This is a genomic window from Microbacterium sp. RU33B (assembly GCF_900155915.1).
Classification (GTDB): Bacteria; Actinomycetota; Actinomycetes; order Actinomycetales; family Microbacteriaceae; genus Microbacterium.
This window is the reverse complement of sequence record NZ_FTPO01000002.1, coordinates 29,998-50,652: the sequence shown is the minus strand read 5'-3', so window position 1 is coordinate 50,652 and position 20,655 is coordinate 29,998. Positions and strand designations below refer to the sequence as shown.

At 70.8% G+C, this 20,655-nt stretch carries 17 protein-coding genes; 10 read left to right on the top strand and 7 right to left on the bottom strand.

All coding sequences use genetic code 11. The features are described from left to right. The first annotated feature begins 20 nt into the window (after positions 1-20). The 8 genes from B0B14_RS09835 (at position 21) to B0B14_RS09800 (ending at position 7,214) form a co-directional block, all read left to right on the top strand. Positions 21-1,211, top strand: a complete 1,191-nt coding sequence (locus tag B0B14_RS09835; RefSeq protein WP_076682597.1) for a thiolase family protein — start codon at positions 21-23, stop codon at positions 1,209-1,211. Further along, a complete protein-coding gene (locus B0B14_RS09830) occupies positions 1,204-1,947 on the top strand; it encodes an enoyl-CoA hydratase/isomerase family protein (protein ID WP_076681413.1) in 744 nt (247 codons plus the stop codon). The genes B0B14_RS09835 and B0B14_RS09830 overlap by 8 nt, the downstream gene beginning before the upstream one ends. After that, positions 1,944-2,804 (top strand): 3-hydroxyacyl-CoA dehydrogenase family protein, encoded by an 861-nt coding sequence (locus B0B14_RS09825; RefSeq protein WP_076681412.1) that lies wholly within the window; start codon positions 1,944-1,946, stop codon positions 2,802-2,804. The genes B0B14_RS09830 and B0B14_RS09825 overlap by 4 nt, the downstream gene beginning before the upstream one ends. Beyond that, positions 2,789-4,891, top strand: a complete 2,103-nt coding sequence (paaZ, locus tag B0B14_RS09820; protein ID WP_076681411.1) for a phenylacetic acid degradation bifunctional protein PaaZ — start codon at positions 2,789-2,791, stop codon at positions 4,889-4,891. Before B0B14_RS09825 ends, paaZ begins: the two co-directional genes overlap by 16 nt. 89 nt (positions 4,892-4,980) lie before the next feature. After that, positions 4,981-5,310 carry a PadR family transcriptional regulator gene (locus B0B14_RS09815; RefSeq protein WP_076681410.1) on the top strand — a complete coding sequence of 110 codons (330 nt, stop codon included), beginning with the start codon at positions 4,981-4,983 and terminating at the stop codon, positions 5,308-5,310. A 1-nt stretch (position 5,311) separates the two neighbouring features. Beyond that, the gene (locus B0B14_RS09810; protein ID WP_076681409.1) at positions 5,312-5,680 is read left to right on the top strand and encodes a DUF1048 domain-containing protein; all 369 of its coding nucleotides are present in this window, start codon (positions 5,312-5,314) and stop codon (positions 5,678-5,680) included. Further along, positions 5,677-6,441: an ABC transporter ATP-binding protein gene (locus B0B14_RS09805; RefSeq protein WP_076681408.1), complete on the top strand. Its 765-nt coding sequence runs from the start codon at positions 5,677-5,679 to the stop codon at positions 6,439-6,441. Before B0B14_RS09810 ends, B0B14_RS09805 begins: the two co-directional genes overlap by 4 nt. Before the next feature lie 11 nt (positions 6,442-6,452). Next, entirely contained in the window at positions 6,453-7,214 is a 762-nt protein-coding gene (locus B0B14_RS09800; protein ID WP_076682595.1) for an ABC transporter permease, read from the top strand. On the opposite strand, the gene B0B14_RS09795 is transcribed toward B0B14_RS09800, so the two are convergent. Further along, the gene (locus B0B14_RS09795; protein ID WP_256714348.1) at positions 7,207-8,295 is read right to left on the bottom strand and encodes a hypothetical protein; all 1,089 of its coding nucleotides are present in this window, start codon (positions 8,293-8,295) and stop codon (positions 7,207-7,209) included. The two genes, B0B14_RS09800 and B0B14_RS09795, sit on opposite strands and share 8 nt — an antisense overlap. A 38-nt stretch (positions 8,296-8,333) precedes the next feature. Then, the gene (locus B0B14_RS09790) at positions 8,334-9,449 is read right to left on the bottom strand and encodes a substrate-binding domain-containing protein (protein ID WP_076681406.1); all 1,116 of its coding nucleotides are present in this window, start codon (positions 9,447-9,449) and stop codon (positions 8,334-8,336) included. A 147-nt stretch (positions 9,450-9,596) separates the two neighbouring features. Here B0B14_RS09790 and B0B14_RS09785 point away from each other — a divergent pair, with 147 nt between their 5' ends. Both B0B14_RS09785 and B0B14_RS09780 read left to right on the top strand, forming a co-directional pair. After that, a complete protein-coding gene (locus tag B0B14_RS09785; protein ID WP_076681405.1) occupies positions 9,597-14,984 on the top strand; it encodes a fibronectin type III domain-containing protein in 5,388 nt (1,795 codons plus the stop codon). A gap of 196 nt (positions 14,985-15,180) precedes the next feature. Beyond that, a complete protein-coding gene (locus tag B0B14_RS09780; protein WP_143733692.1) occupies positions 15,181-16,434 on the top strand; it encodes an HNH endonuclease signature motif containing protein in 1,254 nt (417 codons plus the stop codon). Between the two features lie 19 nt (positions 16,435-16,453). Here the strand turns inward: B0B14_RS09780 and B0B14_RS09775 are convergent, their stop codons facing one another. The 5 genes from B0B14_RS09775 to B0B14_RS09755 form a co-directional block, all read right to left on the bottom strand. Continuing rightward, positions 16,454-17,641 (bottom strand): M20/M25/M40 family metallo-hydrolase, encoded by a 1,188-nt coding sequence (locus tag B0B14_RS09775; protein WP_076681404.1) that lies wholly within the window; start codon positions 17,639-17,641, stop codon positions 16,454-16,456. 1 nt (position 17,642) lies between these two features. Next, positions 17,643-18,230, bottom strand: coding sequence for a pyridoxal 5'-phosphate synthase glutaminase subunit PdxT (gene pdxT, locus B0B14_RS09770; protein ID WP_076681403.1), 588 nt, complete (start codon positions 18,228-18,230; stop codon positions 17,643-17,645). A 10-nt stretch (positions 18,231-18,240) separates the two neighbouring features. After that, positions 18,241-19,134 (bottom strand): pyridoxal 5'-phosphate synthase lyase subunit PdxS, encoded by an 894-nt coding sequence (pdxS, locus tag B0B14_RS09765; RefSeq protein ID WP_076681402.1) that lies wholly within the window; start codon positions 19,132-19,134, stop codon positions 18,241-18,243. A 65-nt stretch (positions 19,135-19,199) separates the two neighbouring features. Continuing rightward, entirely contained in the window at positions 19,200-19,493 is a 294-nt protein-coding gene (locus B0B14_RS09760; RefSeq protein WP_076681401.1) for a hypothetical protein, read from the bottom strand. A gap of 82 nt (positions 19,494-19,575) precedes the next feature. Further along, positions 19,576-20,655, bottom strand: a complete 1,080-nt coding sequence (locus tag B0B14_RS09755) for a DNA polymerase IV (RefSeq protein ID WP_179085306.1) — start codon at positions 20,653-20,655, stop codon at positions 19,576-19,578.

The window sequence follows — 20,655 nt, the reverse complement described above, 5'->3', positions numbered from 1 at the left end:
GGTAAGGAAATTGGATGACGATGTCTGAGGCGTATCTGATCGGAGGCGTGCGCACGCCCGTCGGGCGCTACGGCGGAGCGCTCGCCGGCATCCGCCCCGACGACCTCGCCGCCCTCGTGGTCGCTGAGGCGGTCGCCCGCGCGGGCGTGCCGCACGACGAGATCGACGAAGTCGTGCTCGGCGCGGCGAATCAGGCGGGCGAGGACAACCGCAACGTCGCCCGCATGGCGGTGCTGCTCGCGGGGCTCCCCGACCACATCCCGGGACTCACCGTCAACCGCCTGTGCGCGTCGGGGATGTCGGCGATCGCCCTCGCCGCGCAGATGATCCGCGCCGGCGACGCCGACATCGTGGTCGCCGGCGGTGTCGAGTCGATGACGCGCGCGCCGTGGGTGCAGGCCAAGCCCGCGCGGGCCTGGGCGCCTCCCGGCGAGGCGTTCGACACGTCGATCGGCTGGCGATTCGCCAACCCGCGCCTCTCCGCGCGCGAGAAGGCGACGCTGTCGATGCCCGAGACGGCGGAGGAGGTCGCCCGCCTCGACGGCATCTCGCGGGAGGACGCCGATGCGTTCGCGCTGCGCAGCCACGAGCGTGCGGTCGCGGCGATCGACGCCGGCCGGTTCGCCGCAGAGATCGTTCCCGTCACCACGGCGCGGGGCACGGTCGACGTCGACGAGGGTCCTCGCCGCGACACGTCGCTCCCGGCCCTCGCTCGCCTGCGCCCCGTCGTCGCGGGCGGGTCGGTGGTGACGGCGGGCAATGCGAGCTCGCTGAACGACGGGGCGTCGGCCGTCGTCGTCGCCGGAGCCGAGGCCGTCGCGCGCCTGGGCCTCGTCGCGCGCGCCCGGATCGTCGCGTCGGCGTCGGCGGCGCTCGCGCCGGAGATCATGGGGCTCGGTCCTGTGCCGGCGTCCGAGAAGGCCCTCGCGAAGGCCGGGCTCGCGATTGCCGACATCGGCGCCGTCGAGCTCAACGAGGCCTTCGCGTCGCAGGCCCTGGCCTCGATGCGGCGCCTCGGTCTCGACCCCGGCATCGTGAACGCCGACGGAGGCGCCATCGCGCTCGGGCATCCTCTCGGGTCGAGCGGATGTCGCATCGTGGTGACGCTGCTCGGTCGCATGGAGCGGGAGGACGCGCGCTACGGGCTGGCCACGATGTGCGTCGGCGTCGGCCAGGGCACCGCGATGATCCTGGAGCGGGTCGATGGCTGAGGCATCCGTGCTCCGCATCGACTGGCTGCCCGACCGTGCGGTCGCCGTTCTCGATCGACCGAGCACCCGCAACGCGATCGACCAGGAGATGGTGGATGCCCTCCACCTCCTGTGCGCACGGCTCGAAGTCGCGCCCCGCACGCTGATCCTCACCGGTGCCGGCGGGATCTTCGCGTCGGGCGCCGACATCGCGCAGCTGCGCGAGCGGCGGGCCGACGACGCGCGCCGGGGCATCAACACGACGGTCTTCCGGCGCGTGCGCGCACTGCCGATGCCTGTGATCGCGGCGATCGACGGGTGGGCGCTGGGCGGGGGAGCCGAGCTCGCGTACGCGGCCGACATCCGCGTCGCCACTCCCGCGGCGCGCATCGGCAATCCCGAGACCGGCCTCGGGATCATCGCCGCGGCCGGTGCGACCTGGCGTCTGCCCGAGATCGTCGGGCACGCTCGGGCGAGCGAGCTCCTGCTGACCGGCCGCATCCTCACCGGCGCGGACGCACTCGAGTGGGGTCTGGTGTCGTCGCTGCACGCCCCGGACGACCTCCTGCCGGCCGCGCACGCGATCGCCGACCGGATCGCGGCGAACGATCCCCTCGCGACCCGCCACACGAAGTCAGCGCTGCTCGCGCCCGCCGACCGGCATCCGGGCATCGACCTGGAGCTGCAGGCCGAGCTCTTCGAAAGCCCCGAGAAGGCGCGGCGCATGACCGAGTTCCTCGAGAGGAGGCGGACGTGAGCGGCCGCGCTCCCGCCCGGGTCGGCGTCCTCGGCGGAGGCAGGATGGGGGCGGGGATCGCGCACGCCTTCCTCCTCGCCGGTGCCCACGTCACCGTCGTCGAGCGCGACGCGTCGTCGGCGGATGCCGCGGCCGTCCGCGTCCGCGGCATCATCGCCCGCTCGATCGAACGCGGCGACGCGCCGCCCGGCTGGATCGAGCGCGGCGACGCGTTCACGACGAGCACCGAGATCGCGGCCTTCGCCGCCTGCGAGCTCGTGATCGAGGCGGTGCCGGAGGATCGTGCGCTCAAGGCCGACGCGCTCGCCCGCGTGGAGGCGGCGCAGCGCCCCGGAGCCGTCCTCGCCTCGAACACGTCGTCGATCTCGATCGACGACCTGGCGGCCGGACTGCAGCGCCCGGAGCGGTTCGTCGGTCTGCACTTCTTCAACCCCGTGCCCGCGTCGGCTCTCGTCGAGATCGTCGTCGGCGCCTCCACCGACGACGCCGTGGTCGAGGCCGCGCGCGGCTGGGTCGCGGCGATCGGCAAGACCGCCGTCGTCGTCCGCGACTCTCCGGGCTTCGCGTCGAGTCGCCTGGGCGTCGCGCTGGGTCTGGAGGCGATCCGGATGCTGGAGGAGGGCGTCGCGTCGGCCGCCGACATCGACGCCGCGATGGAACTCGGCTACCGGCATCCCGTCGGGCCGCTGCGCACGACCGACCTGGTCGGGCTGGATGTGCGGCTGGGCATCGCCGAGGAGCTGCATGCGGCGCTCGGCGAGCGGTTCGCGCCCCCGCAGCTCCTGCGCACGCTCGTCGCGCAGGGCCACCTCGGCCGCAAGACGGGCCGCGGATTCTACGAATGGAGCACACCGTGACGATCGCGACCACAGGGGCGGGAATCCTGCCGAGCTACGTCCGGGGATCGTGGTGGACTCCGTCGCACGACCCTGCGGCAGGCTCAGCCGCCGCGGCGGAGGTCCGCGACGCCTCCACCGGCGAGGTCGTCACGCGGGTGAGCGCGGACGGCCTCGATCTCGGCGCCGTCCTCGACTACGCCCGCACGGAGGGTCAGTCGAGCCTCGGGGCTCTCACGTTCCACCAGCGCGCCGTGCTGCTCAAGCAGTTCGCGGTCGCCCTCACGGAGCGCAAGGAGGAGCTGTACGACCTGTCCCAGCGGTCGGGATCCACGGTGCGCGATTCCTTCAGCGACATCGACGGCGGCATCGGCGTGCTGTTCACCTACTCGTCGAAGGGTCGGCGCGAACTCCCGAACAGTCGGGTGTACGTCGACGGGCCCCCCGAGCCGCTCTCGAAGGACGGCACATTCCTCGGACGGCATATCTTCACGCGCCTCCCCGGGGTCGCCGTTCAGATCAACGCCTTCAACTTCCCGATGTGGGGATCGCTGGAGAAGTTCGCACCCGCGTTCCTCGCCGGTGTGCCGACCGTCGTGAAGCCCGCGACGCCGACGGCGTACATCGCCGAAGCCTGGGTGCGCATCCTCGTGGATTCGGGTCTGCTGCCCGACGGCTCGCTGCAGCTGGTCAGCGGCGGCGTCCCCGATCTGTTCGACCACCTCGGGCTGGGCGACCTCGTCGGATTCACCGGGAGCGCCTCCACCGCCGAGAAGCTGCGTTCCCGCGCCTCCGCGGGGGTGAGGTTCACGAGCGAGACCGACTCGATCAACGCGTCCGTCCTCGGCCCCGACGCCACCGAGGGCACACCCGAGTTCGACGCATACGTGAAGCAGCTGCTCGTCGAGATGACCACGAAGGCCGGGCAGAAGTGCACGGCCATCCGGCGGGCGATCGTTCCCTCGGCATCCGTCCCCGCCGTCATCGAGGCGCTGCGCACCGCCGTCGCGGACCGCGTCGTCATCGGCGACCCGCATGCCGCGGGGGTCACGATGGGCCCGGTCGTCTCCCTCGACCAGCGCGACGACGTGCTGCGCCAGGTCGCGGCGCTCCAGGCCGCCGGCGGCAGGATCGTCGTCGGATCCACGGATGCCCCCGAGGTCGTGCGCGCCGACGGCACGCGGGGGGAGGCTCCGGAGGGAGCGTTCATCGCGCCGATCCTCGTCGCCTTCGACGCGGCCACGACCCCCGCCGTGCATGAGATCGAGGCCTTCGGTCCGGTGTCGAGCATCGTCGGCTACGACACCCTCTCCGAGGCCGCCGATCTCGTCGATCTCGGAGGCGGCTCGCTCGTCACGAGCGTCGCGACGAACGACCCGGATGTCGCGACCGAGCTCATGACCCGCATCGCCGCGTTCAACGGGCGGGTGCTCTTCCTCAGCCGCGCGAACGCGCGCACGTCGACGGGTCACGGCGCTCCGGTGCCGCACCTCGTACACGGCGGACCGGGGCGGGCCGGCGGCGGGGAGGAGCTCGGCGGCATCCGGGCGGTGCTGCACCACATGCAGCGCACCGCCGTGCAGGGCTCTCCGGAGATGCTCACAGCGCTCACGGGCGTGTGGCACGAGGGCGCCCCGTCGCGGCGCGACCGGCATCCCTTCCGCAAGTCCCTCGCCGAACTCGCCCTCGGCGACCAGATCGCCTCGGCGTCGCGGGAGGTGTCGCTCGACGACATCGAGATGTTCGCGCACTTCACCGGCGACACCTTCTACGCGCACATGGACGAGGCCGCGGCATCCGCCAACCCGTTCTTCCCGGGCCGAGTGGCTCACGGGTACCTCCTCGTGTCGTGGGCGGCCGGGCTCTTCGTCGACCCCGAGCCCGGGCCCGTGCTGGCCAACTACGGACTCGAGAACCTCCGCTTCGTCACACCGGTGTCGCCGGGCGACTCGATCCGCGTGACTCTCACCGCGAAGCAGATCACGCCGCGTGAGACCGACGAGTACGGCGAGGTGCGGTGGGATGCCGTCATCCGGAACCAGAACGACGAGACGGTCGCGACGTACGACGTGCTCACCCTCGTCGAGAAGGAGTACGTCTCCGTCTGACCTTCAGCGGTCCTCAGTGTTGCTGACTACCGGTACTTAGTGTTACCGTCTAGTGGTAGTCAACGACACTGAGTAGCGAGGAGGCGTCGATGGGCAAGCAGCAGACCGAGATGCTCAAGGGAGTTCTCGAGGGCATCGTGCTGGCCGTCCTGTCGCGTCGGCCGGCCTACGGCTACGAGATCACGGCGTGGCTGCGCGAGCAGGGGTTCGCCGAGATCGCCGAGGGCACCGTCTACGCCCTGCTGGTGCGGATCGAGCAGCGCGGTCTCGTCGACGTGGAGCGGGTGCCGTCCGAGAAGGGCCCACCGCGCAAGGTCTACACCGTCAACGCGCACGGCGCCGACTACCTCACCGAGTTCTGGGGAACGTGGAGCTTCCTCGCCGAACGCCTGGAACAGCTCCACGAAGGAGGCAAGTGACATGGCCGCGAAGTGGATCGAGTTCCTGACCGGATCGCTCGAGGAGAAGAAGCGGTACAAGGAGTACCAGCGCAGGCTCGAGGCTCTGCCGGTGCCGTACGTCGGTGCGGCGAAGGCCGTGCAGCGCTACCTGATGTACTCGGGCGGTGTCGTCGACGGCGCCACTCTCGTGCAGATGCAGGGCGACCTCGTCGAGCTGTGGGAGCGCGCCGCCGCCGACGGCACGCCGGTGCGCGACATCGTGGGCGCCGACCCGGTGGAGTTCGCCGAGGAGTTCGCGCGTGCGTACACGGGTGCGCAGTGGATCGACAAGGAGCGCGCCCGCCTCGCCAAGGCGATCGACGACGCCGAACGGGGTGAGTCCGCGTGAGCGGCGACGCCGCCATCCGCGTGGCGGGCCTGGAGAAGTCGTTCTCCGACCTGCATGTGCTGCGCGGGGTCGACTTCGAGGTCGACCGCGGGCGCATCTTCGCCCTCCTCGGGTCGAACGGCGCCGGCAAGACGACGGTCGTGCGCATCCTCGCCACACTCCTGAAGGCGGATGCCGGGACCGCCGTGGTGCACGGATTCGACGTCGCGGCACAGGCGCAGGACGTGCGCGAGTCGATCAGCCTCACGGGGCAGTTCGCCGCCGTCGACGAGATCCTCAGCGGACGGGAGAACCTCGTGCTCGTGGCGCGGCTGCGCCACCTGAAGAACCCCGGCGCCATCGCCGACGACCTGCTCGCGCGCTTCGGGCTCGTCGAGGCGGGCGGTCGACGCGCCGGCACCTACTCCGGAGGCATGCGCCGGCGGCTCGACATCGCGATGAGCCTCATCGGAGACCCGCCGGTGATCTTCCTCGACGAGCCCACGACGGGCCTCGACCCGCAGGCGCGCATCGAGGTGTGGAAGGCCGTGAAGGAGCTCGCGGGTCGCGGAACGACGGTCCTCCTCACCACGCAGTACCTCGATGAGGCCGAGCACCTCGCCGATCGCATCGCGATCCTCCACGAGGGCACGATCATCGCGAACGGCACGCTGGCCGAGCTGAAGGAGCTCCTGCCCCCGGTCGAGGTCGAGTACGTCGAGAAGCAGCCGAGTCTCGAGGACGTGTTCCTCGCGATCGTCGGCGACGGAACGGACAAGTGAGGACGAACGACATGACCGCGCACTTCTTCGGCGACACCGCCGTCCTCACCGGACGATCGCTGCGCCACATCCTCCGCAGCCCCGACACGATCATCACGACCGCCGTCACCCCGGTCGCGATCATGGCTCTGTTCGTGTTCGTCTTCGGCGGCGCGATCGACACGGGCACGACCTCGTACATCGACTACATGCTGCCCGGCATCCTGCTCATCACGATCGCATCGGGCATCGCGTACACCGCCTACCGTCTGTTCTCCGACCTGCAGGGAGGAATCTTCGAGCGCTTCCAGTCGATGCCGATCGCACGGTCGAGCGCGCTGTGGGCCCATGTGCTCACGTCGCTCGCAGCGAACGTCGCCTCCCTCGTCATCGTCGTGGGCGTCGCGCTGCTCCTCGGGTTCCGCACGGGCGCGAGCGTGGGGGACTGGCTCGCCGTCGCCGGCATGCTGATCCTGTTCACCCTGGCGCTCACGTGGGTCGCCGTGATCGCGGGTCTCGCCGCCAAGACCGTCGACGGCGCGAGCGCGTTCTCCTACCCGCTCATCTTCCTGCCGTTCGTCAGCTCGGCCTTCGCGCCGACCGACACGATGCCGGCCCCGGTGGCATGGTTCGCCGAGAACCAGCCGGTGACGTCGATCGTCGACTCGATCCGGTCGGTGTTCGCCGGTCAGCCGGTCGGTCCCGAGCTCTGGGTCGCGCTGGCCTGGTGCGTCGGCATCCTCGTGGTCGCCTACGCGATCGCGATGGTCGTCTACCGCCGCCGCATCAGCTGACGACGGAGGATGCCGTGGCGGAGGCATTCTGGCCCGCCACCCCGAGGAAGCGGATGAACACCGAGATCCAGCCGAAGATCAGGGCGAACACGATGATCTCGAACGCCGTGAGTCCGAAGAACCCGGTGATGAACAGCACGAGGGATGCCAGGAGCGAGCCCAGGAACACCCAGCTCGCGAGGAAGTAGGCGCGCGGCATCCCCCGGAGGATCCACGGCCCTCCGATGAGCAGCACGAGGTACATGACGGCCATGCCGGAGGCCGACAGGTTGTGGATGAGCAGGCTCACATTGACCGGCACGAGTCCGACTCCGGCGAGCATGATCCCCATCACGACGAAGAGCGTGGCGACCGTCTTCGGGCTGTTCGCCCGCTCGAGACGGCCGGCGGGGACGAGGGGACGCATGTCGTTGGCGACGTAGACGGCGAAGGCGGTGACGAGGAGTCCCCCGGCGACGAGAGTGCCGTTGAACGTCAGGCTCGACAGGCTCCAGAACGTGCCGAGGTGGCTGAAGTGGATCTTCCACCAGTCCGGATCGGGCGTGGTCACCATCGCCGTGAGCGTGCCGATCGTCACGAAGCCCATCAGCAGCGACGACATGCGCAGGGTCGTGAGGCGGGAGGCCGAGAGGTAGACGACGTACGCCGTGAGCCCGAGCACGACGGCCATCAGGGTGATCGACCAGAACGGCACCACCGTCAGGCCGATGAAGCCGCGGCCGAGCACCAGGAAGGCCGCGAGCACCGACAGCACGGCGAGCACGGAGTGCACCAGCACGACTCCCACCGCGTTGACGCTGAAGACGAAGGGCGAGAGGGCGAGGCGCCACTCCTGGCCGGGCATCGCGCGGACGCGCCAGTAGGCGACACCCGACGCTGCGGCCGCGACGACGCCCGCCGCCAGCGCGGCGATGGAGCCGAACGACAGATCGCCGAACAGCGGGAGGTTCGGGATGAACCCCACCACGATCCCGACGATCGCGCCGACGGCACCGGTGGCCAGAGCGATGTAGATGGCGAGCGACTCGAGTCCGATCGTCTGCGCGGGGGCGGAGCCCGGATCGGCGGCCTGTGCTGTCATGACCATGACGGTACCGGCATCGGCGGGCTCAGTCGGCCTCACCGGCCCGCGGCGCGCGTGGACTCCCGCAGATGCAGCGTGGGCAGCAGGTACGTGCGCTGCACGGGTCGGTGGGGTCCCTCGGTCAGCCGATCGACGAGGGTCTCGACGGCCAGCCGGCCGACGTGCTGCTTGGGGGGTCGGAGGGCGGTGATCGCCGGCTCCGCGCTCTCGGCGACCTCGTCGTCGTACGCGATGATCGCGAGGTCGCCGGGGACGGCCCAGCCGTGGTCGCGGGCGTACTGCTGCAGCAGCACGGCCTGCGGGTCCGAGTGGATGAGCAGGGCGGTCACGCCGCTCTCGCGGCACCGATCGAGGAGACCGGCGATGACGGCTTCGCGGCCGCGCCCGTCGAGCGTGTCGAGGGTGGCGTCGAGATCGACGTCGACCGGGCAGTCGAGTCCGAGCTCCGCGATCGCTCGGTCCCATCCGCGCCGCAGGTGCCACGACGTGGGAGATCCGGCGGAGGTCAGGATGCCGACGCGGCGGTGTCCGAGCGCGGCGAGGTGGTCGGCGGCGAGCGAGCCGCCGAACACGTGATCGGTCGTGACCCACTCCAGGCTCGTGAGCGCGAGCGCGGAGGGGGCGCGACGTTCGGCGAGCACGACGGGGAGGGGGAGCGACTCCAGCCAGTGCAGCAGAGCCTGCCCGTCGGCGCCCTGGGCATCGGGGGCGACGATGAGCCCGTGCAGGCTGCCCGACTCGACGAGGGAGGAGATCTGCCGGCGCTGATCCTCGACCGAGTAGCTCGCCCCGCGCAGGATGAGCTGCACGCCGAGCTCGGTGGCCGCCGCGCGTGCGCCGATGATGATCTGCGGCCAGTAGTAGCTGAGCGAGGGGACGATCATGCCCACGCGGAAGCGCGTCGGCGCCGCGACCGCCGCACCGGCCGGCACGGTCGTGTCGAGGCGGCTGCGGAGCGTCGCACCGCCGTGCACCCGCGTGAGCAGTCCGCGGTCGGCGAGCTGGCCGATGTCGCGGCGGATCGTGAGCTCCGCCACTCCCAGCTCGCGGGCCAGGTCGGCCACGCGCACCGATCCCGTGCGGCGGAGTTCGTCGAGGATCCGCTCCCGACGAGACAGCCCGAACGGCGGAGGCAACGGTGACTCGCTCATGGCGCCCCAGCGTACTGGTCCGGTCGCAATCGTGTGAGTGGGATCGAGTGTGTTCGAAACGGATCGATTTCCTTCCGGAATCCGCACCCCGGTGATTCGATGCAGGAGCCGGAACGTGCCGGCCGAACTCACTGTCGAGGACACCCCATGCCGAAGCTGTCGAAACTTCTCGTCGCGCCCATCGCCGTCGGCGCACTCGTTCTGTCCGGAGCGCTCATCGCTCCGCCCGCCACGGCGGCGACGGCATCCGCGCCCGTCGCCTCCGCCGTGCAGCCCGCCGCCGTCGCCGACCTGCCGACCCTCACGTACGACGACGTGACGTCGTGGGCCGAGGTGCTCGTCAACGGAGACGACGTGGAGCGCGACGCCGCCGGTCTGCCGTTCAACACCTTCGGCGGATTCGGGTCGGTGTCGTGCAACAACACCTCCAACCTGCTCCTGGACTACAAGGAGGAGCAGCCCGACGTGTACTGGCGCATCATGCGTCTCATCTTCGACCCCGAGACCGGGGCGGGCCTGAAGCACATCAAGGTGGAGCTCGGCGCCGACAACAACACGTCGTCGGGCACCGAGCCGGCCACGAAGCGCTCCGCCGACGAGCCCGCCAACGTGCTGCGCGGCGCCGGCTTCCACTTCATCGCCGACGCCAAGTCGATCAACCCGCACATCGAGGTCGAGGCCCTGCGCTGGGGCGAGCCGTCGTGGACGAACGGCGACTGGAACCTGCGCTACCAGTGGTACAAGGAGACGATCGACGCCGCCTACGACACGTACGGCGTGGAGTTCGACTACCTGAGCCCGTCGCAGAACGAGGTGCACGCGAACTACATCACGTCCGAGCTCAACTGGACCGTCGACTTCGCGAAGCGCCTCGAGCAGGATGCCGTCAAGCCCGGCGCCCGCTACGACTACTCCCAGGTCAAGATCGTCGCCCTCGACTCGTACCGCAATGTCGGTGCGGTCTCGCGCGCCGTCCTCGCCAACCCGGAGGCCCTCGAGCAGGTCGACGCGATCGGCTATCACTACGACATCGCCGGCGACCCGGCGCTCACGCGCCTCAACAAGGAGTTCGGCATGGAGGTGCTGTACTCCGAGGGCGTCTCGCCGATGATCGACCCGCAGTACCGCATCAACGCCGACCCCGCGCGCGGGGGGATCGGCGGCACGGTGGGCGCGGTCGACATCGCCGACCGCTTCATCACCTCGTACAGCTGGACCGGCACGCAGCCGAACCCCGGCCACATGACCACCTTCCTGTTCCAGCCGGCCGTGAGCGCGATGTACGAGGGTTCGCAGTACTCGCCGAAGCACCTCATCCGCGCCTCCGACCCGTGGTCGGGGTACTACGAGGGCGGCGTCGGCATCACGATGGTGCGCCACTTCCAGCAGTTCATCGAAGAGGGCTGGGAGTACATCGAGGGCGCCTCGGGCGGCGACGGCACGAAGGGAGACGGCGGCACGAACGTCGACTCGTCGACCCGCACGCTGCTGACGCTGCGCACGCCGAAGGCGGAGACGGATGCCGGAGCGCCGGTCGAGTTCTCGCAGGTGCACGCCAACAACACGTCGCGTGTGCGCGACTTCGAGGTCAAGGTCGCGAACCTCGGCACCGACGGCGACACGCCCCTCTCGGTGTGGGAGACGCGGGGACCGGATGCCGGTGAGGCCTACGACGCCAACTACCTGAAGAACATCGGCAAGGTCGTGCCGGTGCGCACCGAGACGATCGGCGGTGTCGCGCACGATGTGTACCAGGTGCAGGTGCAGCCCTACTCGGTGCTCACCCTCTCGACGCTTCCGGACGGCATCTACGGCACGACCGAGGAGTACGTCTCGGGCGAGTACGCCTCGCCGGCCACCGATGATGTGCTGCCGCTGCCCTACACCGACGACTACGAGTACGCCGGGTATCCCGTCGCCGACGTCAACGGCGTCGCGATGGACTACGTCACCCGCCGCGGCGGATCCCCCCGGTACACCGCCGACCAGAACGGCGCGTTCGAGGTGATCGCGTCGGGAGGCGATCGGGGCAACGTCATGGAGCAGCGGATCCATGCCGGCAACCGCGGCTACACGTGGAACGTGTGGGGCGACGGCTCGCAGCGCAACGTGTCGACGGCGAACCCCGCGACCGTGCTCGGCGACCACTCGTGGACGAACTACGCGGCATCCGTCGACTTCACCCTCGACCAGGTCGCGCGCGACGCGACCCTCGGCAACTTCGCCGGCGTCGGCGTCCGGCAGGTCGTCGCCGAGGGCGCCGACCTCGCGGGCTACAGCGTGCGCGTGTTCGACACCGGCCGGTGGGAGCTGCGCAAGCGCGACACCGTGGTGCAGACCGGGACCACGTTCCTCTTCGACGCGTCGGCATGGCACACCCTGACGGTCGAGGCGCGGGAGAACGTCATCACGGCGACGCTCGACGGCCAGGTGCTCGCGACCTACGCCGACACGTCGGCGACGCCGATCATGTCGGGCCGCATCTCTCTCGTGAGCGGCTACTACAACACGTGGTTCGACGATCTCGCGGTGACGCCGATCGACGGACTGTCGTGGCACGCCGTCAAGATCGACGACGCCGATTCGCGCATCTCGTACCCGAACGGCTTCTCGTTCACGCAGGCCGGCTATGCGCACCTCAACCGCACGCAGCACGTGCTGTCGACGGGCCGTTCGTTCACGTTCGAGATGGACGGCACCGGGTTCAACCTGCTCGGCGCCACCGCGGCATCCGCCCTCTCGATCACGGTCGACGGCGAGCCCGCACGCACGGCGAACGTCGGCGCCGTCGGCACACGGCAGACGTCGTACTGGCTGCGCGGCCTCGCCGACGGTCCGCACACCGTGACGGTGCGTGTGACCAGCGGAACGTTCACGCTCGACGGCGTCGACGTGATGATCGGGGGATCGGGCACCGGCCCCGTCGACCCGGCCGTGCGGCCGGTGACGGTGACGCAGAGCCTGCCTCGGCTGACGTCGGCGCCCGGCATCGTGCCGTCGCTGCCGGAGACGCTGACCGCGACGAGTGAGGCGGGCGGCACGATCGAGGCGCCCGTGACCTGGCAGGCGACCGCCGGCCAGTTCGCGAACCCCTACGACCTGGTCAAGGTCGACGGCACGTTCGTGAACAATCCGTCGCTCGTGGTGAGCGCGTACGTCGAGGTCGTCCCTGCGGGCACGCGCTACTTCGTCGACGCCAACGCGCCGGCCGACGGCACGGCCTTCCCCGCCATCGACGCGGCGGCCGGGGACTCGCTCGTGAACACGACGCCGGATGCCGCCTACTCGGCCGCTGCCGGGTGGGGCCGCGTGGGCACCTACACCGGCAAGGGCCGGCTCAACGTCACGCCGTACGACAAGGCGAAGGAGACCGGCTGGTACACGTCGGGCACCGGTGTGCCGATCGCCTACCGGTTCACGCTGCCGGCCGGTGACTACGAGATCGCCTCGGGTCACACCGAATGGTGGAATCCTGGGACGAACCGCACCCGGCGGATCACGACCTCGCTCGGCTACGCGGACGCCGCGGGTCTGCCGGTGACGGTAGCGCTCGGCACGCACGCCTTCCCGAACGGGTCGCTCGGCAGCACCGCCGTGATCCGCGGCGCGTTCACCCTGACTCAGCCGACCACGGTGACGTTCTCGGTGTCGGGCGCGGGTGGCACCGAAGCGCCTGCGCTCAGCTGGATCGGCATCAACGACGAGCGCATCGTCGTCGACAAAGCGGCGCTCTCCGCGCTGCTGACCGAGGCATCCGAGGCCCCGCGCCGCGCCTACACGGCCGATTCGTGGCAGCAGATGCGCAGCGTCGGCATCGCGTCGAAGGTCGTGCTCGACGACGTGCTGGCCACGCAGGAGCAGGTGGATGTGGCATCCGCCGCGCTGTCGGCCGCGATCGACGCTCTCGTCGAGGTCGCCTACCTGCCGGTGGGCGACTACCGGATCGCGGTCGAAGCGGGCACGGAGGCCGAGCTTCCGGAGACCGTCGCCCTCGCGACGATCAGCGGCGCGACGCAGGACGTGCCGGTGACCTGGACGGGAGCCGTCGAGGGGACCACGCCGTACGCGGTCGAGACGCTGGCCGGTTCGGCCGGTGGGACGCCCGTCTCTCTCCACGTCGAGGTCGTGCCCGCGGGCACGGTGTACCTGATCGACGCGGCATCGACCCTCGGCGGCGGAACCTCGCCCGCCTTCGACGCGGTGGCGATGCTGCGCGGCGACCTGCTGCGCAACGAGACGGCGGATGCCGCGTTCGACGAGGCGGCGGGCTGGGGTCTGGTGAACCCCATCGACAGCGGGGCCGGGTTCGTCGGGGCCAAGGCCCGAGTGACCGGAACCTACGACAAGCAGCGCACGACCGGATGGTGGGCGAGCGCCGGCGGGTCGGTCGACTACCGACTCACGCTGCCGGCCGGCTCGTACGAGCTGACCTCGGGCTACCAGGAGTGGTGGGGCGTGACGCGCCAGGTCGCGCCGAGCGTGACGATCGGCGACGAGATGATCGCGGGCACGCCCGTGAACCTCTCCTCCTCGTCGGCTCAGGGCACCTCGACCATCGCCTTCGCGCTCGCGGAGGAGACGACGGTGCTGTTCCGCGCGGCGCGCGGGACGGGGACGTCCGATCCGGTGCTGAGCTGGATCGCCGTGGCCGACACGACCCGCGCGGGTACGCCCGGATCGGTGACGGCGTCGAAGGCGACCGACACGTCGATCACGGTGTCGTGGGATGCCTCGACCCCGGTCGGGAGCGGGTTCTCCGGCTACCGGGTCTACAACGCCGGAACCGAGGAGCTCGTCGGCTCGACCACCGACACCTCGCTGACCGTCGCGGGACTCGCGCTCGGGTCGACGCACTCCTACGAGGTCGTCGCGGTGAACGAGCTCGGCGAGAGCGCACGGTCGGCGGCCACCGCCGCCGTCACGCTGCCGGAGGTGCCGTCGAACGACGGCGCGACGAAGGCGCCCGGTAAGGGCGTGCTGTCGTCGAACGACGGATGGGACACCGGTCTCAAGGACGGCACGTTCCAGCTGACGATGGACCTGTGGTGGGGCGAGAACGGCTCGCTGTTCAAGCTCTACCAGGACGGCGTCCTCGTGTCGTCGAAGACCCTGGTCATGGCGACGCCGGGCGCGCAGAAGACCGTCGTGGAGATCGCCGGACTGAAGAACGGCACCTACCGGTTCACGGGAGAGCTCGTGAACTCGAAGGGCACGACCGCGACGCAGCCGCTCACCGTGAAGGTGACGGATGCCTCGCCCGGCAAGCCGGTGCTGTCGGCCGACAACGGGGACGGCGACGGGTCGTACACCGTCACCGCCGACCTCTGGTGGGGGACGAACGCGACGTCCTACCGGTTCCTCGAGGGCGGTGCGGCGGTGGGCTCCGGAACGCTCGTCGCCGCGACGCCGGGCGCGCAGAAGATGGCGCTGCCGGTGACCGGCAAGGTGAAGGGCACGTACGTGTACACGGTGGAGTTCACCAACGCCGCCGGCACGACGGTCAGCGCGCCCCTGTCGGTGAAGGTCACGAAGTAAGGGGCTCCCGCCTCCGGCCGGGTCGGCCCCTCACCCGAGGGGGCCGGCCCGGTTGTGTGTGTTCTTGGGGCCGTGGCCCTGTCGGGGGCTGAGCGCGTCGAGGGGTGGTCCCCGAGCGTGTCGAAGGGTCGAGCCGACTTTCGCGGGGACTCCGTGAGATGATTGCGATATTCGAACATATGTTCTATAATGAGGCATGTCCTCCGAATCCGACCTCGACACCGCCAATGCGTCGAGTGCGTACGGTGCGGTGGAACTCGACGCGGTCGATCGGGTGGTGGAGGTCGCCGACATGATGGCGGTGTTCGCCGCCGACCGGCTGGTGCGGGTGGATGCGCTGCGCCTCGAGGCGTGCGCGGAGGCGGAGCGGTTCGGGCGGGGGTTGACGGGAGTGGTCGAGCGGTCGGTGCGGCTGGAGTTGGCGGCGGCACTGCGAATCACGGAGCACGCGGCCGGTGACCTGATGGCTGCGGCGGAGGCGTTGGTGCACCGGTATCCGGCGGCCTTGGCGTCGTTGGGCCGCGCGCGCATGACGGAGCGGCACGCGCAGATCCTGGTGGGCGAGCTCGATGTCGCATCCCCCGCGACTCGCGACGCGGTGCTGGGGCGAGCGGTGGCATTGGCGGAGGAACAGCCCGTCGGATCGTTCCGCCGGATGCTGAAGAAGCTGATCGCCGCGGAGGAGTCCGTCACACTCGCGCAGCGGCATGCGGAGGCGCTGACCCGGCGGCGGGTGGTCGTCGAGCACGTCGAGGACGGAATGGCGTGGCTGCACGCCCTCATCCCCTCGGTGGAGGCGCACGCGATCCTCGGACGAGCGACGGCGATCGCCAAGGTGCTCGCCGCGGAAGAGTGCGAGGAGCGCACACGCGATCAGCTGCGCGCCGATGCCCTGTGCGACCTCCTGATCGAGGGAGAGGCGACCGCGCACCCCGCGTCGGCGCGAGGGATCCGGGCGACCGTGAACGTCACCGTCCCGGTTCTCAGCCTCCTCGACGAGGAGGCGACCGGCCCGGCGGTCGTAGAGGGTGTCGGACCGATCCCGCGCGAACGGGCGCGGGAGCTGTGCGGAGGAGCCGAGGGATGGACGCGGATACTCACCCACCCCGAAACCGGGATGGTGCTCTCCGTGGGCCGGGAACAGTACCGGCCACCCGAAGCCCTGCGCAGGCTCGTGCGCTGGCGGGCCGACCGGTGCATGGCCCCAGGATGCGGGATGCCGGCCTCCCGCTGCGAGATCGATCACACCCTCGCCTGGGACCACGGCGGCGACACCTCGCTCGGCAACCTCGCTCCCCTGTGCAAAGGTCACCACACCGTGAAACACCACGGCGGATGGACCGTCCGCCAGATCGACGACTCCGGCGGTGCCATCGAATGGACCTCCCCGACCGGGCGAAGATACCTCGTCCGCCCGGAACGACCCGTGCCGGTGTTCCGCGCCGCGTGACGGAGCGCGGGACCGTGTGTCAGCCCCGTGCCGCGCTCCGGAGGAACGCCTCGACGGCGTCCGTGAGCACGCCGGGGAACACCCGCAGCTGCTCGAGGTCGACCCATTCGTCAACGGCATGGAGTCCACCGCCCGCGGGGCCGCAGACGAGCGTCGGCACCCCCGCCTCCTGCCACAGCGCCGACTCCATCCAGTACGGAGCGCCGATGCGACCGACATCCCGTCCCGCCGACGCGAGGCAGCCTGCCAGCAGGTCGGCGAGCTCGGCGGCCGGCCCGGAGGCATCCAGCTGCCAGGGCGACCGCGCGACGACGGTCTCCACGGATGCCGTCACACCGGGGAACTCGGCTCCGATGGCCGACACCAGCGCCCGGAGCTCATCGAGCCCCACGTCGACCGGCTCTCCGGGCACCGTGCGACGCTCGATCGACAGCTCGGCCCGAGCCGCGATGGTGAACGGCGCCGATCCGGCGCGCGCGACCGTCGTCATGAGCGAGCCGTGGGGGAGGAGCGGATGCAGCTCGACGTCACGCAGGGCCGCATCGTGCCGCGAGACATCCGCCAAGAGCCTCGCGAACGCCGGCATGACGTCGACGGCGAGCTCGGGCTGCGAGGAGTGCGCCGCTCGGCCGGTGAGCGTCACCTCGTACAGGGCGAACCCGCGGTGCGCGACGGCGAGGTCGAGCCACGTCGGCTCGGCGATGACGCACGCATCCGCCGTGATGTCCCGTTCCCGCAGCCGGCCCAGCACCACGGAGGCGCCGACGCTCGCGTCCTCCTCGTCGGCCACGAGCGCCACGACCACCCGGCCCGGGACGCCGCGGCGCACGAGCTCTTCGGCGGCGATCACGATCCCCGCGACTCCGCCCTTCATGTCGCTCGCGCCGCGGCCGATGAGGCGATCGCCTTCGATCCGCGCGGCGAACGGCTCGTCCATCCCGTCGACGCCCACGGTGTCGAGATGTCCGTTCACCACGACGGTCCGGCCCGGCTCGGTGCCCGACCACACGCCGAGCACGCTGACCCTCGCGTCGTCCCCGGGAGGCGCGACGAGCTCGACGTCGAAACCGGATGCCGCCAGTCGTGCGGCGAGGTGCGCGGCGATGTCGCGCTCCCCCGCGGCGCCGTGCACCAGTCCGGGGTTCACCGAGTCGAGGGCGATGAGCTCCCGCGTCAGATCGAGAACGGCGTCCGGACCCGGCGGCATGTCACGCGGCCCGCACCATCTCGAGGAAGAGTTCGTGGAACCGGTGCTCGCCGGTGACCTCGGGATGGAACGAGGTCCCCATCAGGGCGCCCGAACGCACCGCGACGACGCGGCCGTCGTCGAGAGCGGCAAGCGCTTCGACGCCGTCGCCGACCTGCTCCACCAGCGGCGCGCGGATGAACACGGCGTGCACGGGCGGCTCGCCCAGCGCCGGCACCGCGAGGTCGGTCTCGAACGAATCGACCTGCGTGCCGAAGGCGTTCCGTCGCACCGCGACGTCGAGTCCGCCGAACGTCTGCTGGCCGACGATGCCGTCGGTGATGCGATCGGCCAGAAGGATGAGTCCCGCACAGGTGCCGTACACCGGCATCCCCGAGGCGATCGCCGAGCGCACCGGCTCGCGCATCCCGAAGGCGCGCGAGAGCTTGTCGATGACGCTCGACTCCCCACCGGGGATGACGAGACCGCTGACCGACGCGAGCTCGTCCGGTCGGCGCACGAGCACGGCATCGGCGCCGAGCTCGGAGAGCACGCGCACGTGCTCGCGCACGTCGCCCTGCAGCGCGAGCACCCCGACGCGACGGCTCACGGCGGAGCGCTTACCAGCCGCGCTCGGCGAGCCGGTGCGGCGCCGGAAGATCCGACACGTTGATGCCGACCATCGCCTCGCCGAGTCCGCGGGAGACCTCCGCGATGACCGCGGGGTCGTCGTGGAACGTGGTGGCCTTCACGATCGCCGCGGCGCGCTGCACGGGGTTGCCCGACTTGAAGATGCCCGATCCGACGAACACGCCGTCGGCGCCGAGCTGCATCATCATCGCGGCATCGGCCGGCGTGGCGACGCCGCCCGCGACGAACAGCACGACGGGGAGCTTGCCGGTCTCGGCGACCTCGGCCACCAGCTCGTAGGGCGCCTGCAGCTCCTTGGCGGCCACGTACAGCTCGTCCTTGGTGAGCGCGCGGAGGCGGTTGATCTCGCCCGTGATGGTGCGGATGTGCTTGGTGGCCTCGGAGACGTCGCCCGTACCGGCCTCGCCCTTGGAGCGGATCATCGCCGCGCCCTCGGTGATGCGGCGGAGCGCCTCGCCCAGGTTGGTCGCGCCGCACACGAACGGCACCGTGAAGGGCCACTTGTCGATGTGGTTGACGTAGTCGGCGGGGGAGAGCACTTCGGACTCGTCGATGTAGTCGACGCCGAGCTGCTGCAGCACCTGCGCCTCGACGAAGTGCCCGATGCGGGCCTTGGCCATCACGGGGATCGAGACCGCGTCGATGATCGCGTCGATCATGTCGGGATCGCTCATGCGCGACACTCCGCCTTCGGCACGGATGTCAGCGGGCACCCGCTCGAGAGCCATCACGGCGACGGCACCGGCATCTTCGGCGATGCGCGCCTGTTCGACGTTGACGACGTCCATGATGACGCCGCCCTTGAGCATCTCCGCAAGGCCGCGCTTCACACGGCTCGAACCAACCACAGGGGAATCAGGCATGCCTGCCAGTTTATCCGTGCGGGACCGGTCAGGTCGCCGCCTTCTGGACCGCGCGGCGGAACGCCTCAGATGAGGCCCGTCGCGCGTTCCCGCTCGTCCGCGGTGCTGCCGTCCGCGCGCTCCGCCGCGGCACGCAGCTCCTGCTCCCAGCGCTCGTCGATGACGGAGCGGAGGGCATACGGAGGCGTGGCCTCGACGAGCTCCGCGAGCACCGCCGTGATGCGTCCGTCGAGGGAGGCGAGGCGGTAGTCCGCGCCGACGCCGCCGGCGTCGAGCGCGACGATCAGCCCCGCCGTCGTGCGGCGCGGCGCTTCGATCGTGCCCCCGTGGAAGGGGCCGCCCAGAATCGGAACGTTCATCGCCACTGAATCTACCTCTCGAACCTGATTGTGGCGCCAGTTCTTCTGAGAGTCCCCTGGGCGGCACCGCCGGACGGGCGGGTCACCAGCCGCCGCGGGTGGGCGTGTGTCCCTCGCGCGCGTCGTCGGGCATCGCCATCTCCGCGCGCATGCCGAGCAGCCGCACCGGACGGTCGGGGTCGATCTTGGCGATGAGCGCCTCCGCCTCCGCGAGCACGGCGCCGCGGTCGGACGTGGGGGCGATCTTCCGCGTGAACGTCTTCGTCGTGAACGGCGCATAGCGCACCTTGAGGCCGAGCCCCACGACGGGGCGCCCTTCGCCGGCGATGTCGTCGAGGGCGTGTCCGAGCAGCTCCCGGGCCGCCGCCTCGATCTCGCCGCGGTCGGTGAGGTCGTGCTGGTAGGTGGTCTCGCGCGAGCGGCCGCGCGCGATCCACGGCGTGTCGTCGACGACGGATGCCCCGTCGCCGCGGCCGAGCGAGCCGTACCAGGGGCCCATCTTCGGTCCGAACTCCGCCACGAGCGGTGCGTCCGGGGCGACGGCGAGCTCGGCGACCGTGCCGATGCCCAGACCTGCGAGGCGTTTGGACACCTTCGTCCCGACGCCCCACAGATCGATCGTGGGTCTGTCGCCCATGACGTCGAGCCAGTTCGCGGCCGTCAGACGGAACACCCCGCGCGGCTTCCCGAACCCGGTCGCCACCTTCGCCCGCACGAGGGTGTCGCCGATCCCGATGCTCGCGTGCAGCCCCGTGCGATCGAGCACCGCGGCGCGCACCTGCTGCGCGTACGTCTCGGGATCGTCGGTGCGGATGCCGATGAACGCCTCGTCCCACCCGAGCACCTGCACCGTCGCGCCCGGTTGGGCGCGCAGGGTCTCCATGACCTCTTCGGATGCCGCGGTGTACGCCTCCGCGTCGACCGGCAGGATCACGGCATCCGGGATCTTCCGGGCCGCGATGCGCAGCGGCATCCCCGACCCGACGCCGAACGCCCGAGCTTCGTACGATGCGGTCGAGACGACGGCACGCTCGGTCGGATCGCCGCGTCCGCCGACGATGACCGGCTTGCCCGCCAGCTCGGGGCGTCGCAGGATCTCGACCGCGGCGATGAACTGGTCGAGGTCGAAGTGCAGCACCCACGACGGCGCGGCGGAGGTCAT